The following is a 14,347-nucleotide window of genomic DNA, read 5'->3' on the forward strand; positions in this document are numbered from 1 at the left end:
GGGGCGGATAATATGATAGAAAATATCAGACTTTCATTTAAGGGAATACTTTCACATAAGATACGCTCGTTTCTTACTATGCTTGGTATCATTATCGGTATTGCGGCTATCATTGCTATAGTTTCCACTATCAAGGGTACAAATGAGCAGATAAAGAACAATCTTATCGGCGCAGGAAACAACACTGTGAAGATCCAGCTTTCAAATGGCGACACTGTTTGCGACTTTTCTTATGAAGCGCCACCGTCTAATGTGGCAATGTTCACATCGGACACTAAAAAACGTATCAACGAGCTTAAAGAGGTGGAGTCAAGCACTTTTTACCGCACAAGAAACAATCCTGACAATCTGTTTTATCTTAACAACAAAATGGATTCGTCAACTATATACGGAGTAGACAAGGATTATTTTGACACTGTTGGATACGAGATAGTTGAGGGAAAGGGCTTTGCGGAGAGAAACTTTACCAAATTTGACAAGGTGGCAGTGGTAGACAAGACGCTTGCAGAGGGTCTTTTCCAGGGTGAAAGCCCTGTGGGAAAGGTCATAGATATAAGTGGCGAGCCGTTCACTGTAATAGGCGTGGCTGTGAAAAATTCAAGCTTTGAGCCTGTTATAAGCTCCGTGGAGGACTACTACACATACAATCAGACATCAAGCGGACTTATCTTTATCCCCACAAACGATTGGGGGATAGTTTTCCGCTATGACGAACCGGAAAACTGTATCGTAAAGGCTGTGGACACAGACTCCATGACGAATGCGGGCAAAAAGTCGGCGGATATTCTTAACGAGAACGTTTCGGCTGTAAAGGGCGGAAGTGAGGAAACCAGCGCTTCTGTGGAATACAAGAGCGATAGCCTGCTGGAGCAGGCGAAGTCATTGCAGGATCTGAGTTCATCCACTAATAAGATGCTTATATGGATAGCTAGCATCTCGCTGTTGGTAGGCGGTATAGGCGTAATGAACATTATGCTCGTGTCGGTAACAGAGAGAACGAGAGAGATAGGACTGAAAAAAGCACTTGGAGCAAGGAAAAAGAGAATTCTTGCACAGTTTTTGACAGAAGCGGCAGTGCTTACGAGCATAGGCGGAATAATCGGTGTGCTGACGGGTATAGGGCTTTCACAGGTAATAGCGAAGGTAGCAGAAGTGCCTGTGGCGATATCCTCGGCGTCAATAGTAGTGTCGGTGGTATTTTCAATGGTAGTTGGAATAGTATTTGGACTTATTCCGTCCATAAAGGCGGCGAAGCTCAATCCTATCGACGCTTTGAGATATGAATAATAAGCTATAATAAAGCGGTGTCGGAGTATAAAGCTCTGACCCGCTTTTGTTTGCCTACACAGCTTTATGATAAATCAAACCTTAACGCTTCGATGTGGGGACGTCGGGGCGCCGTCCCCTACATTTGGGTGCAGTGTTTATACAATGTAATAATCAGTAGGATCGTGAAAAAATGAAACGGGCGAACACTGTTCGCCCCTACAGTTGGTCTGTGCGGAAAACAAAAAAGCAGGCGGAGATCAATTCTCCGCCTGCTTGCGTTTGTGTAAATCAGAAAAGCGACTTCACCGCTTCACATATCTTCTCTGCTATATATGGATTGTTCATGGTGTAAAGGTGTATGCCGTCTACATCATTGGCGATGAGATCTACTATCTGCGATACCGCATAGGCTATGCCTGCATCTCTCATTGCTATTGGGTCGTTCTCGTATTTGTCCATTATCTTCAGAAACTTCTTCGGCAGGGTCGCATGACAAAGGGTGGTCATTCTAAGTATCTGCTTTTTGTTGGTCACAGGCATTATTCCTGCTTCGATAGGCACGTTTATACCTGCTATGGCTGTTTTTTCTCTGAAATCGTAAAATGTGCTGTTGTCAAAGAAAAGCTGGGTGATAAGCTGTGAACAGCCTGCGTCTACTTTATCCTTCAGGTGCTTTATATCATCTACTATGCTGTCGCACTCCGGGTGACATTCAGGATAGCATGCGCCTATTACGTTCATGTCGCTGTGTTCTTTTATGAAAGATACAAGGTCGGAAGCGTAGTGAAAATCACCTGCCGGCTCAAAATCAGGGTTTCTGTCACCTCTCAAAGCAAGTATGTTCTCGATATTCGCAGACTTCATCTCTTCAAGCTGCTCTAATACTCGCTCCTTTGTCTGATAAAGGCATGGAAGATGTGCCACCGACTCTATCTTGTGGTGATTTTTTATAGCCGAGCATATGTCGATAGTCGCATTGTTCGTGCTTCCGCCTGCTCCGTATGTTACGCTGATAAAATCAGGGTTAAGTGGCTGGAGCTGTGATATGGTGCTGTATATGCTCTCAACAGGCGTTGAACTCTTTGGTGGGAATACCTCAAAGGATAATGTTGTCTTTTTCTTGAAAAGCTCGCAGGTCTTCATTTATTTTCCTCTTTTCTGTTATCTATATAAAAATATATTTTTTATTTTTCTGTAAAGTACATTATAACACAAAATTCCTAGTAAATCAATAATTTTTATTCTATGGTCTGCCATAGTTTAAAACTATATCGAATGAAGATACAGGTATTATCTTGAAAAATCAGGCTAAAAAAGGTGGCAGTCGGTGAAAATTGTGTGTAATGCTTGATTATTGGCGAAAAGTATGCTATACTTTACTCATTGAGCAGATAACAAAAACAGCAGAGAAAGGCGGTTTTTTGTTGAATAACAGAGATCAGTTCAAAAAGATACTTAACTATCTCAGCGCACTTGTTATAATCTGTGCCTTTATGAAGTGCTTCGACACGGTTTGGAACAACTTTTACAACAAGGCGATGCGTGACCCGTTCTGGCATAATGGTAACATACTTATGGTGGCTATCTATGCGGTGCTCTATATATCCATGGCAAAGACCTTTAACGGCTTCCGTCTTGGATATGATAAATTCACGGGGCTTTTTGGTTCGCAGGTGCTGGGATTGTTGGGTGCGAATTTTATAGAATTTATACTCGTTTCTCTTATTGGACGAGGCAGGCTCAACATAGCGCCCATACTTGTTATGACGGTAATTCAGGTGGCCATAGCCTTTGCGTGGAGCTATGTTTTCACTTGGATATATCAGGCGGTATACCCTCCACGGCGAATGATAATCGTTTATGGAAACAAGAACGCTAAGTACCTTGTTTCAAAAATGAGCGTGAGAAATGACAAATACAGGATATGCGCTTCTATAAGCTGTGAGGAGAGCCTTGAGGATATCGAGCGTGAGATATTAAAACACGAGGCTGTTATAATCTCAGATATTCCAAATGACCTGAGAAACAAGCTTTTGAAATTTACTTTTGAAAACTCTATCAGGACTTATATAAACCCTAAGCTGTCAGATATTATCGTAAGGGGTGCGGAGGATTTCCACCTTTTCGATACGCCCCTTTTGCTGGCGAGAAATGACGGCTTGCGCTGGGAACAGCGTGCGGTAAAGAGAACGCTCGATATTTTGTTGTCAGCAGCGGCGCTTGTTATCGCTTCGCCGTTCATGCTAGTGACGGCTATTGCAATAAAAGCTTATGATGGCGGTCCTGTGCTTTATTCTCAGAAAAGGCTCACAACAGGGGGCAGGGTGTTCAAGGTATACAAGTTCAGAAGCATGATAGTTGACGCTGAAAAGAAAAGCGGCGCGACCCTTGCAAAGAAAAATGACAGCCGTATCACTCCTATAGGAAAGTTTATAAGAAAAGTAAGGATAGACGAGCTTCCGCAGCTTATAAACATACTAAAGGGCGATATGTCGTTTGTAGGGCCTAGACCTGAGCGGCCTGAGATCGCGCAGAAGTATGAAAAAACAATGCCTGAGTTTAAATACAGGCTGAAAGTCAAGGCTGGACTTACGGGCTATGCGCAGGTAATGGGAAAGTATAACACTACGCCTTATGACAAGCTGAAGCTTGACCTTATGTACATAGAGCATCAGTCGCTTATGCTTGATCTTAGAATATTCTTTATGACGGTAAAGACCTGCTTTATACCGGAAGCCACAGAGGGCGTAAAGGATTCGGCTCCTCTTGAAACTCACCGTGACAGGATAGAGCATGACAACAGCAAGGACGAAAAGAACAGCGAAGAGATAAAGCTGTGATAATATGAAAATGCAGAGGGCGGATCATTTTCGCCCTCTTTTTTTGTATTTTGTGTGTAGGGGCGACCTGAGGTCGCCTGTGTTCGGAAATGCAACGTAACACCCAAAGTGAAAAAGTTTGTCTTATTGCAAATTTAGCAGGCGAACAAAGACGGACGAACACTGTTCGCCCCTACATTTATTAATAAACGGCAAAAGAGCAGAACGTGAAAATGCGTTCTGCTCTTTTTGCATATATGACTTATGACCCCTAGACCGCCATGGTGGTCTTGAATTTAAGGCTTATTTTGTCTGCGATAAGTGCGATAAATTCGCTGTTTGTGGGCTTGCCCTTGCCTGTGTTTATTGTGTAGCCGAAAAAGCTGTTGAGGGTGTCGATATCTCCTCTGTCCCATGCTATCTCAATGGCATGGCGTATGGCTCTTTCCACTCTGGAGGGCGTAGTTGCGAATTTTTTTGCCACTGCAGGATATAATAGCTTTGTAACGCTTTCAAGCATTTCCTTATCGTTCACGGACTGTATGATAGCTTCCCTGAGATAGTGATAGCCCTTGATGTGGGCAGGGACACCTATCTGATGGATTATGTCTGTGACGATTATCTCAAGGTTTATGCTCTGTTTGTTTTTCGTATAGCTTGAGTCGGAGGATATATCGGTGTCGATATCCAGCATGGACTTTATCCTCTCGCCAAGTATCTTTATGTCGAATGGTTTGAGCATGAAATATGATGCTCCTGCGTTCATGACCTGTGTTTCTATAAATGAGTTCTCATAGGCGCTTGTGATTATAAAAAGCGGTTTTTGATAGGACGAGTTCTGTATCTTTCTGATAAGCTCGATTGCGTCAAGACTCGGCATCACTGCGTCTGCGATAACAACGTCCGGCTGTTCGTTTTTGATAGCGTCATAGATAGTAAGTCCGTCCTTGGGACGTGTTATCACGAAAAAGCCCATTGCTCTCAGTGAGGAAGCACATGCTACCCCGTACTGTGCCGAATCGTCGCCAATAAGAATTTTGATCTTGTTTGTCATTGTCATTTCCTCCGTCGTATAATCTGTCATTTTTGTTTGAGAGCGTTTGTTTTAACTCCCTTTCACAAGATAAATGATAACACATTTATTTGTTAAATGCAATAGTTTTTTAGAAAAATCGTCAACAAATTATCGACTTATTAATGCAAAGTGTACAAATATCAGTGCGTGAATATGCCAAAACAAGATAATTAAGCATTGTTCGACTGTAGATGATATTTTTCTCTATGCAAAGCCTTTTCATAAATCGACAGCGATCGGCAAAGGTCGCTAACCTGCGTTTTCTATGGTGCTTTCGGCAAGCTCTGAGGTCTTTGAATACATTTCGTCAGCGAAGATACCGTAGCCTTTGGCGGTGTCCTCGATAAAAACATGGGTCACTGCGCCCACGAGTCTTCCGTCCTGAATGATAGGCGAGCCGCTCATGCCCTGCAAAATGCCCCCTGTTTTTTCAAGAAGCGTCTTGTCAGTTATTTTGATAACAAGGTCATGCTCGGCAGAATCTGAGAGATTTATCTGCTCGATAGATATCTCATATTCTTTTGGCCCGTCATTGTCAATAGAGGAGAGTATTTTGGCTTTGCCGGGGTGTATCTCCTGACGGAAGCCGAGAGGAAACTCTTTTGCATTTGTGCAAGGATTTGCATTCAGTGTGCCGAACACGCCGCTTTCGCAGTTTTTCAGGATATCACCTGTGGAGGCGGAGTTCGCAAACTCGCCTAAAAGCTGTCCCGGACAGCCTGAGCGTGATTTGTTGAAACCGGTGAGGTTTATTTCGCCAACTGTGCCTGCGGAGAGGGGGAGGGGTTCTTTTGTGTCTGCGTCGCATACGGGGTGACCAAGACCTCCGAAAGTTCCGTTTTCAGGGTCATAGAATGTGAGAGTGCCTATGCCTGCGGAGGAGTCACGCACCCACATTCCCGCTTTATAGCTTCCGCTCTCAAGGCGTGGGCAGAGTTTGAAGGTCAGGTCGTTGCTTCCACGCTTTATGCGCACTGAGCAGGCTTCACCGTTTGAGCTTCTTATTATCTTTGCAACGTCTGCGTTGCTTTTGACTTTTTCTCCGTCGATAGATACTATAACATCGCCCTCTCTGATACCGCAATCTTTGGCAGGGCTTGAAGAATCCACCTTTTGCAGATCGACTACCATTACGCCCTCTGTGAGAAGCTTTATGCCGAATGGCTGTCCGCAAGGATAAAGCATTGGTCTTTCCATTGTCTTTGATTCAACCTCCTTGACCGGCACTGCCCCAAAAAGCATGAGCATATTTTTTGTGTATCGTGACGCTCCTGACGAACCGCCTGACACCGCCACTGTCACCTTGCTTTCGCAGGGCTTTGAGGATATGGTGAAAAAGGAGTTCACGCTAAGCTCGCTGCCCTTTGAAACAAGGTAGAAATCGGGGAGCGTTGTGGAATAAAATCCTATAAGACCAAACAGCCCCAGCAGTATTATCCCTGTGACGCAGGCTGTTTTTTTGAAAAATGACGACATTTTTTTCACGTTCCTTTCTGTTTTTCTTTTCGCTTTTATTGTTGACCTGCTGAGAAATTTAATTCAGCCGTCGGCACAAGTATTATTTGTCTTGGAAAGCCTTTTTCAATTTTATTCTGCCTTCTTAACAGTGCAAAGGAAGAAAATTTCATTTGTATGTGTTGAATTTCGTGGCATACTATGATATAATAAAATATCTGATGAGAACACTATGATACGATAATATTTTAATACATAAAAGAGGTACATTATGTCAAAAAAAGACAGACTTAAAGCACAGAAAGAAAAGCAGGACAGGCTCAGGAAAGAAGCGGAGCTTGAAGAACAGAGAGAGCGTGAGGAAGCCAGAGAAAGGCAGAGCCGCTCGGCGAAAAAGATGATGAAAAAGGCGAAACACACAAAACCGAACGGTGAGCCTGTTTATTATCTTATTTTGAAGCTTCTTATGATAGTGCCGTTTGCGTATTCGGGATTTTTCTACGGCGGTGTAACTATCGTGGGCATCATGGGCAAGTATATAGAGCCCGTTCCGCCAAAGTGGGTGCTGTGGGCAATGGCGGCAGGCGTTGTTGTTATGTTTGCAGGAATATTGTTTGCGTTTTTCAAAAAATATATCGTTTCCTTTATACTTAGCCTTGGGGGCATGATATCGTTTCTTAAAGCGGGCGGATATCTTATAAAAAGGATACAGGACAAGCTGAGCAATTCGGCTGTAGATCAGTCTTTGCAGAATATGGATAAGGAATATATGTGGAGATTTTATCCTATAATAGGTGTTGCTGTCATATCAGCGGCTCTGCTCATCTGCACTATAATAAGAAAACTCATTGAGCGAAAAAGACTGCAAAGAGAGAGGGATAACGCTCCTGTTGAGAGCATTATCAACTGATTTTGGTCTGCGTTTTTGTGTAAATGTGAGATTTTGCAATATTCTATTGACTTTATGTCATAAAATGATATAATTGAATGAGAATGTTATCAGAGTTTATTTTAAGGAGTTCATTAAGAAGAAAAAGCGGTGAGAATTTTGAAGAAAGCAGTTACACTTATAGATATAGCCAAAGCCTGTGACACAAGTAATGTCACTGTGTCAAAAGCCCTTGCAGGAAAAAGCGGAGTTAGCGATGCTCTCAGAGAGAAGATAAAGCAGGTCGCTGACGAAATGGGTTATGTGGGCGTGAAAAGCACTCAGAACAGGGGAGGAAATACTATCGGTGTGCTTATCCCATCAAAATTTATCAATCCTAACGGTTCATTTTATTGGGCATTGTATAACGCTCTTGTAACAAGGCTCAAAAAAGAGAATATGTTCTGCATAATGGAAAATTTAGATCAGGAGGACGAGGACAGGCTCATGCTCCCGCATTGTATCGAGGACAAGCAGGTTTCAGCACTTATTTCACTGGGACAGCTTTCAAAGAATTATGCAAAGCTTCTTAATGACAATGTGAAAGATCTTGTACTGCTTGATTATTATGTGCCGTCCTTAGACTTGGACGCTGTTGTGACAAATGGCTACAGCGGAGGCTACAAGCTTACTTCATATCTTATAAAAATGGGTCACAAAAAGATAGGATACATAGGAAGTAAATTTGCCACAACGAGTATTTTTGACAGATATATGGGCTATGTAAAGGCCATGATAGAGCATGGCTATGAGGTCAACGAAAAGTGGTGTATCGACGATCGTGACAAGCGTGATTTTATCACTATGACTTTCCCTGAGGACGATATGCCAACGGCTTTCGTGTGCAACTGCGACGAGGTGGCTTACCGTGCAATAAGACAGCTCCGTGGCATGGGATATAACGTGCCTGAGGATATTTCCATTGTGGGATATGATAACTATTTGATCTCCGAAGTTTCAGACCCGACTATCACGACTATAAACGTTGACGCAGATTATATGGCAGACCTTGCGGTAATGACACTTATGGATAGAATGGAAGAACCTGACGGCAAGCCAAGGATAATAACTATCGAGGGCGACCTCGTTATAAAGGACTCTGTAAAGAGAATATAGGTGTTTTATTAGCGAATATAACAAAAGGATCAGCATGGCGGTTGCTGATCTTTTTTTATTTTGCTATTGACAAATGAGTAATTTTAAGTTATAATATAACTGTACTTATTAAGTGCACCTTTCTAATCTATGATTTTCTATTGTTTGCGACATGACCCCGTCGGTTGTGTCGGTTGTCTGATCTTGGCGACAGTCTTTGTTAAGGCTGTCGCCACTTTTTTGTGCATATTGCTAAAATTCAGGCCTTTAAGTTTATGTTTGTTTACAAAATTGAGATTAAAAAGATATTAATTTCTAAAAAGATATTGACTTAATTTTATTTAAGCTGTATACTTAATATTGTCGCTAAAGACAAATTAATTTACTTAATAAAATTAAGCTAATTCGGAGGTTATCAAGTATGAAAGCAAAGAAGATATGTGCCGGTGCAATGGCACTGGTTTTGTCAATGGGAACAATGAGTGCGTTCACAGGCTGCGGAAGCTCTACAGATTCAAGCAGCAAGGCTGTTACACCTGAAGTATCACAGGCTGATATCAAAGACTCATTCGACGCAAAGGGTGCAAAACTGGAAGTTCTTACAAACAGAACTGACAGAAAAGAGGACGGCAAGCTCGACGCTCTCACAGACAAGTTTGAGGAAGCTTACAACTGCACAGTTGAATACACTGCATACAAGGACTACGATACAGATGTAGCAACAAGAATGGGTACAGATGATTACGGCGATGTTCTTTGTATCCCTTCAAGCCTTAAGCTTGAGGAACTTCCTACATATTTCGTATCTCTCGGAACTTATGACGAGTTCAAGGACACATATCGCTGGTCAGACAAGAAGATGACGGCTGACGGCAATGTTTACGGACTTGCGGTAGGCGGAACAGCTACAGGCGTTCTTTACAACAAGAAGATATGGGAGCAGGCTGGTATCACAGAAACTCCTAAGACTCCTGACGAGTTCCTTGCAGATCTTCAGCTCATCAAGGATAACACAGACGCTATCCCTTACTACACAAACTTCAAGGATGCAAGCTGGACTATTACTCAGTGGCAGAACCTTGTTATTTCAGCAGCAGGCGGTGCTGAAGCTGAAAACAAGCTCCTTCAGGATAAGAGCGACCTCTTTGTAGAGGGCAACGGCTATTATGAAGTATACAAGCTGATGTATGATCTGTTCTCAAAGCCTGACCTTCTTGAAGAAGACCACGCTAACACAGAGTGGGAGTCATCAAAGGTATGGTTCGGTGAGGGCAAGATCGCTACAATGGTAATGGGTTCATGGGCAGTTTCACAGTTCATGGAAAAGGCTGAGAACCCTGACGATATCGGTTATATGCCCGTTCCTATCACTGCGGCTGACGGAAAGGTATACGCAGAGGAAGGCCCTGACTATACTCTCGGCGTAAGTGCAAACTCTAAGAATCAGGATCTTGCAAAGGCATATGTTGAGTGGTTCGTTTCTGATTCAGGTTTCTCTGAGCAGGAGGGTATGATCTCAACAGTTCAGAACAAGGAGCTTCCAAGCACACTGTCAGGATTCAAGGACGCTGTATTCTTCGAGAAGGCTGTTTGTCCTGATGACCTCGTTGGTAAGTTCGACGAGATCGACAAGGAGTCAGGCGTTGGCGTATGGCAGGGCGACGAGGACAACTTCAAGATCAAGCTTGCTGAGGCAGCATTCGCAGGCAAGGGCGACGACGGTTTCAACGAGATCATCGCTGATGTAAACAAGAAGTGGGCTGCTGCAAGAGATAAAGTTCTCGGCTAAGACTTAAGATAAATCCCTTATCAGGTACAGGCATTGTTCCTGTGCCTGATAATTGTGTTCAGGAGGACCTCAAATGCAAAACGGCAATAGAAAAGGCATTGCACAGTGGTCAAAGACTTATGCGGGTAAAAAGTTCTATACTTCTATACTGTTTCTTGCACTGCCGATAATCCTGCTTGTAACGTTTACCTTTATCCCTGCTCTGGATATGGTCATATTCAGTTTTCAGAACAGAGATCCATACGGCACTAACCCTACATATGCAGGCTTTTCAAATTATGTAACGATATTCACCGACAAGGACTATCTTGAAACTTTCAAGAACAGCCTTTATTATCTTGTTGGTTCATTCATTCAGCAGGCACTGGCTTTGCTGCTGGCGTCTATCCTCTGCTCAAAGATAAGAGCAAAGGGGCTTTTCAAGGGAATACTTTTCTTCCCTTATCTTATGAACGGCGTTGCGGTATCTATCATATTCCAAAGATTTTTCCTCAAAGGTCAAAAGGGTCTTACCCCTGACGGAACGCTCAACACTATCCTTACAACACTGGGTCTTGACCCGATACTGTGGTTCGATGTTGACAAGCCGTTTCTTGCAAACTGCTGCTTGGTGTTCATTTCCATATGGAAATACATAGGCTTTGATATCATCATGTATATCGGTGCTATCCAGTCTATCAGCCCTGACCTTTACGAGGCGGCTGACCTTGACGGTGCTAATCCATGGCAGAACTTCAGATATATCGTATTTCCAAGCATAAAGCCTATCATCTCATTGCAGCTTATCCTTGCTGTAAAGGGTGCTATCTCAGTATTCGAGATACCATATATCACAACAAAGGGCATGATGGGCACTACCACATTCGTTATCAAGACTATCAACACAGCGTTCTCGCTGAAAAAGGTGGGTCTTGCTTCGGCAATGGGTATCGTGCTGCTTATCATAACGATAATCGTAACGTTTATACAAAAATACTTCTTCCGTGAGGACGACAAGACCCCTAAGGAGAACAAAAGGAGCAGAAAGGGGGCTGTGAAATAATGGCACAGAATGAAAACAAAGATTCAAAGCCGCTTTATATCGGCTCAAGGGTACTGAACATTTTAAAGTATGCTTTTCTTATACTCTGCTGTCTTATAGTAATAGTACCGATACTTGTTGTGCTCATAGGCTCGCTGAAAACCTACAAAGAGCTTTCAAACACCACGGTGTTCACTCTTCCAGAAGTGCCTCAGTGGGAGAACTTCCAGACAGCATTTTTTACACAGAACATTCTTCTTGCATTCAAAAACACGGCTATAATCATTGTTGTATCCTGCGTTGGTTCGATAATAACAGGTACGATGACGGCTTATGTCGTTCAGCGCTTCAACACCTATTTTTCAAGAGTAGTAAAGACAGCGTTTCTTATTGCAACGCTTCTGCCTAATATCACAATGCAGGTAACGGTATTCCAGATAGTTTACAAGCTTGGTCTTTACAGATCTATGCTTGCACCTATCATTTTGAATATCGGTACTGATATTATTTCTATCTATATTTTCATTCAGTTTTTGGGGCAGATATCATATTCCCTGGACGAAAGTGCTATTATGGACGGCGCTTCTTATCCAAGGGTATATTTCAGCATAATTCTCCCTAACCTTAAGCCTGCAATAGCAACAGTGCTTATCATCAAGTTCGTTGGTATCTACAACGATTTCTACACTCCAAAGCTTTATATGCCTGATGATGACCACGTTGTTATCTCAACTGTGCTTTACAATCTTATGAATGCCACTTCTGTACAGTGGGAGGTAGTTTTTGCGGGAATCGTAATTTGTATCATTCCGACTCTTATTATATTCCTCTTACTGCAAAAGTACATTTACAGCGGACTTGTTTCGGGAGCTGTAAAAGAATAAGCTTTATTTCTATTTTAAGGCAGCACCGCACAAGGATTGTGCGTAAGATGCGCAGTCAGATTTTTTGTCAGATAGTGCAGAAATTTTGCAGGCATACTGACGTATGTCAAGAAATTTCTGTGCTATATGACGGAAAATCTGCAAGCAGATTGCGTGCAAAGCCGACAGGCGTGCCTTGTGCGGTGTTGCCTTTAATTTCCTTACCATAGCAGGCGGTATGACCTTTTAGGAGGTCGATACCGCTTTTGCTTTATAGGCAAACAAAAAAGCGATGAGCCTTTTGCAAGGTCATCGCTTTTTTTATATAGAGAGTATTGTTATCTTGACTTTGTTGAATTATTCTGCAAGAAGCTTTTCTGCACTTGCAAGCTTAACTGCTGTAGCGAACACGTCGGCTGCAATTTTAAGCTCGTTCTCAGGCGGGAATGTAGGAGCAATTCTGATGTTTGAATCGTCAGGGTCCTTTCCGTAAGGGTATGTTGCACCTGCACCTGTGAGGACTACGCCTGCCTCTTTGCAAAGCTGACAAATTCTCTTTGCACAGCCGTTAAGAGCGTTGAAGCTTATAAAGTAACCGCCGTTTGGCTTCTCCCAGCTTCCGATTCCCAGAGGTGCTATCTCCTTTTCGAGAGTGTCAAGAACTATCTTGAACTTAGGCTCGATTATAGCTCTGTGCTTCTTCATATGCTCCACAAGGTTTTCATATGTGCCGAAGAACTTAACGTGGCGGAGCTGATTTATCTTGTCATAGCCGATAGTCTGAACTGTCATCATGGATTTGAGGTACTTGATGTTCTTTTCAGATGACGCTATCATTGCAACGCCTGCACCAGGGAATGTTACCTTTGATGTTGATGCGAGCATATAAACTCTGTCAGGGTTGCCTGCCTTTTCACACTCGTCAAGAATGTTGAGCAGTGTGTCAGGCGTATCAGAAAGGTGGTGGATACAATATGCGTTATCCCAGAATATCTTGAAATCCTTAGCCTTTGTCTTCATGGCTGCAAGACGCTTTACTACTTCGTCAGAGTATGTTGTGCCTGTAGGGTTAGCGTACATTGGAACACACCATATACCCTTGATAGTATCGTCCTCGGCAACGAGCTTTTCTACCATATCCATGTCAGGACCGTTTTTGTCCATTGGAATGTTTACAAGCTCAAAGCCCATTTTTTCTGTTATAAGAAAATGTCTGTCATATCCCGGAACAGGGCAGAGCCACTTGACTTTTGTATCCTTCCAAGGTTTCTCACCGTCGCCTGTGCCAAAAAGCATGAACTTTGCGATAGTGTCATACATGATGTTAAGGCTTGAGTTTCCGCAAATGATAAGTTCGTCAGGCGTTACGCCAAGCATTGGTGCGAAAAGCGCCTTAGCTTCAGGCAGACCGTCAAGACCGCCGTAGTTTCTACAGTCAGTGCCGTCCTCAGCGAAACAATCCTCGCTGCTCTTTACTGCTGTGAGCAGACCCTCTGTCAGGTCGAGCTGTTCGGCAGACGGCTTTCCTCTTGCCATGTTCAGCGACAATCCCTGAGCCTTGAAATCGTCATATTCTTTCTGGACTTCCGCCTTGAATGCTGCCAGTTCCTCTGCAGACATTTCTGTTAGTTTCATATCAATGTCCTCCACTTGTAAATTATAAATTATAGTACACTACTATACAGAACAATTCGGCAAATCCCGACTTTCGCCGCACTCTGCCGAACGTATCCGATATCCTTACTTATATTGTATACCCTTTTTGCTGTTTTTGCAAGTGCTTTTTGCTGTTCCTGCAAAAAATCAGAAACTTGCACGAATATGCTTATGCGAATATGGCCATTATGGGCAACTTTTATAATTTACATTCAAAACGCTTATTAATGATCCATTTTTTGTTTTGCTAGACCTAACTGAGCTTGCAGATACAGAAAACCGCAGTTTTTTAGTGTGATGCAAAAATATGAAACCATGCAAAGTGTTAATAAAATGTTAAATTTAAGAAGAATACGTTTACATTCAAATTCTAAACG

Annotated in this window: 11 protein-coding genes; 7 read left to right on the plus strand and 4 right to left on the minus strand. The window is 42.8% G+C overall.

From position 1 onward, the window contains the following. The first annotated feature begins 12 nt into the window (after nucleotides 1–12). Nucleotides 13–1,287 carry an ABC transporter permease gene (locus DW938_RS03170; RefSeq protein WP_118123850.1) on the plus strand — a complete coding sequence of 425 codons (1,275 nt, stop codon included), beginning with the start codon at nucleotides 13–15 and terminating at the stop codon, nucleotides 1,285–1,287. A 270-nt stretch (nucleotides 1,288–1,557) separates the two neighbouring features. Here DW938_RS03170 and metF read toward each other — a convergent pair whose 3' ends face one another. Then, nucleotides 1,558–2,412: a methylenetetrahydrofolate reductase [NAD(P)H] gene (gene metF, locus DW938_RS03175; protein ID WP_022288686.1), complete on the minus strand. Its 855-nt coding sequence runs from the start codon at nucleotides 2,410–2,412 to the stop codon at nucleotides 1,558–1,560. 281 nt (nucleotides 2,413–2,693) lie between these two features. Here metF and DW938_RS03180 point away from each other — a divergent pair, with 281 nt between their 5' ends. Then, nucleotides 2,694–4,109 (plus strand): sugar transferase, encoded by a 1,416-nt coding sequence (locus DW938_RS03180; RefSeq protein WP_118123876.1) that lies wholly within the window; start codon nucleotides 2,694–2,696, stop codon nucleotides 4,107–4,109. 250 nt (nucleotides 4,110–4,359) lie between these two features. Here DW938_RS03180 and spo0A read toward each other — a convergent pair whose 3' ends face one another. Next, nucleotides 4,360–5,142 (minus strand): sporulation transcription factor Spo0A, encoded by a 783-nt coding sequence (spo0A, locus tag DW938_RS03185; protein WP_022288684.1) that lies wholly within the window; start codon nucleotides 5,140–5,142, stop codon nucleotides 4,360–4,362. A gap of 270 nt (nucleotides 5,143–5,412) precedes the next feature. Then, nucleotides 5,413–6,639 carry a SpoIVB peptidase gene (gene spoIVB, locus DW938_RS03190; RefSeq protein WP_118123851.1) on the minus strand — a complete coding sequence of 409 codons (1,227 nt, stop codon included), beginning with the start codon at nucleotides 6,637–6,639 and terminating at the stop codon, nucleotides 5,413–5,415. 250 nt (nucleotides 6,640–6,889) lie between these two features. On the opposite strand from spoIVB, the gene DW938_RS03200 reads away from it, so the two are divergent. The 5 genes from DW938_RS03200 (at nucleotide 6,890) to DW938_RS03220 (ending at nucleotide 12,335) form a co-directional block, all read left to right on the plus strand. Further along, nucleotides 6,890–7,528: a hypothetical protein gene (locus tag DW938_RS03200; RefSeq protein ID WP_118123853.1), complete on the plus strand. Its 639-nt coding sequence runs from the start codon at nucleotides 6,890–6,892 to the stop codon at nucleotides 7,526–7,528. Between the two features lie 138 nt (nucleotides 7,529–7,666). Next, entirely contained in the window at nucleotides 7,667–8,662 is a 996-nt protein-coding gene (locus tag DW938_RS03205) for a LacI family DNA-binding transcriptional regulator (protein ID WP_118123854.1), read from the plus strand. 400 nt (nucleotides 8,663–9,062) lie between these two features. Next, nucleotides 9,063–10,430 (plus strand): extracellular solute-binding protein, encoded by a 1,368-nt coding sequence (locus DW938_RS03210; RefSeq protein WP_118123855.1) that lies wholly within the window; start codon nucleotides 9,063–9,065, stop codon nucleotides 10,428–10,430. Between the two features lie 73 nt (nucleotides 10,431–10,503). Further along, a complete protein-coding gene (locus DW938_RS03215) occupies nucleotides 10,504–11,472 on the plus strand; it encodes a sugar ABC transporter permease (protein WP_117877193.1) in 969 nt (322 codons plus the stop codon). Then, nucleotides 11,472–12,335: a carbohydrate ABC transporter permease gene (locus DW938_RS03220; protein WP_118123856.1), complete on the plus strand. Its 864-nt coding sequence runs from the start codon at nucleotides 11,472–11,474 to the stop codon at nucleotides 12,333–12,335. The genes DW938_RS03215 and DW938_RS03220 overlap by 1 nt, the downstream gene beginning before the upstream one ends. Before the next feature lie 336 nt (nucleotides 12,336–12,671). On the opposite strand, the gene DW938_RS03225 is transcribed toward DW938_RS03220, so the two are convergent. Then, nucleotides 12,672–13,949: an aminotransferase class I/II-fold pyridoxal phosphate-dependent enzyme gene (locus DW938_RS03225; protein ID WP_118123857.1), complete on the minus strand. Its 1,278-nt coding sequence runs from the start codon at nucleotides 13,947–13,949 to the stop codon at nucleotides 12,672–12,674. Nucleotides 13,950–14,347 lie beyond the last annotated feature (398 nt).

It is taken from the genome of Ruminococcus sp. AM43-6 (assembly GCF_003461785.1).
GTDB classification, from domain to species: domain Bacteria; phylum Bacillota; class Clostridia; order Oscillospirales; family Ruminococcaceae; genus Hominimerdicola; species Hominimerdicola aceti.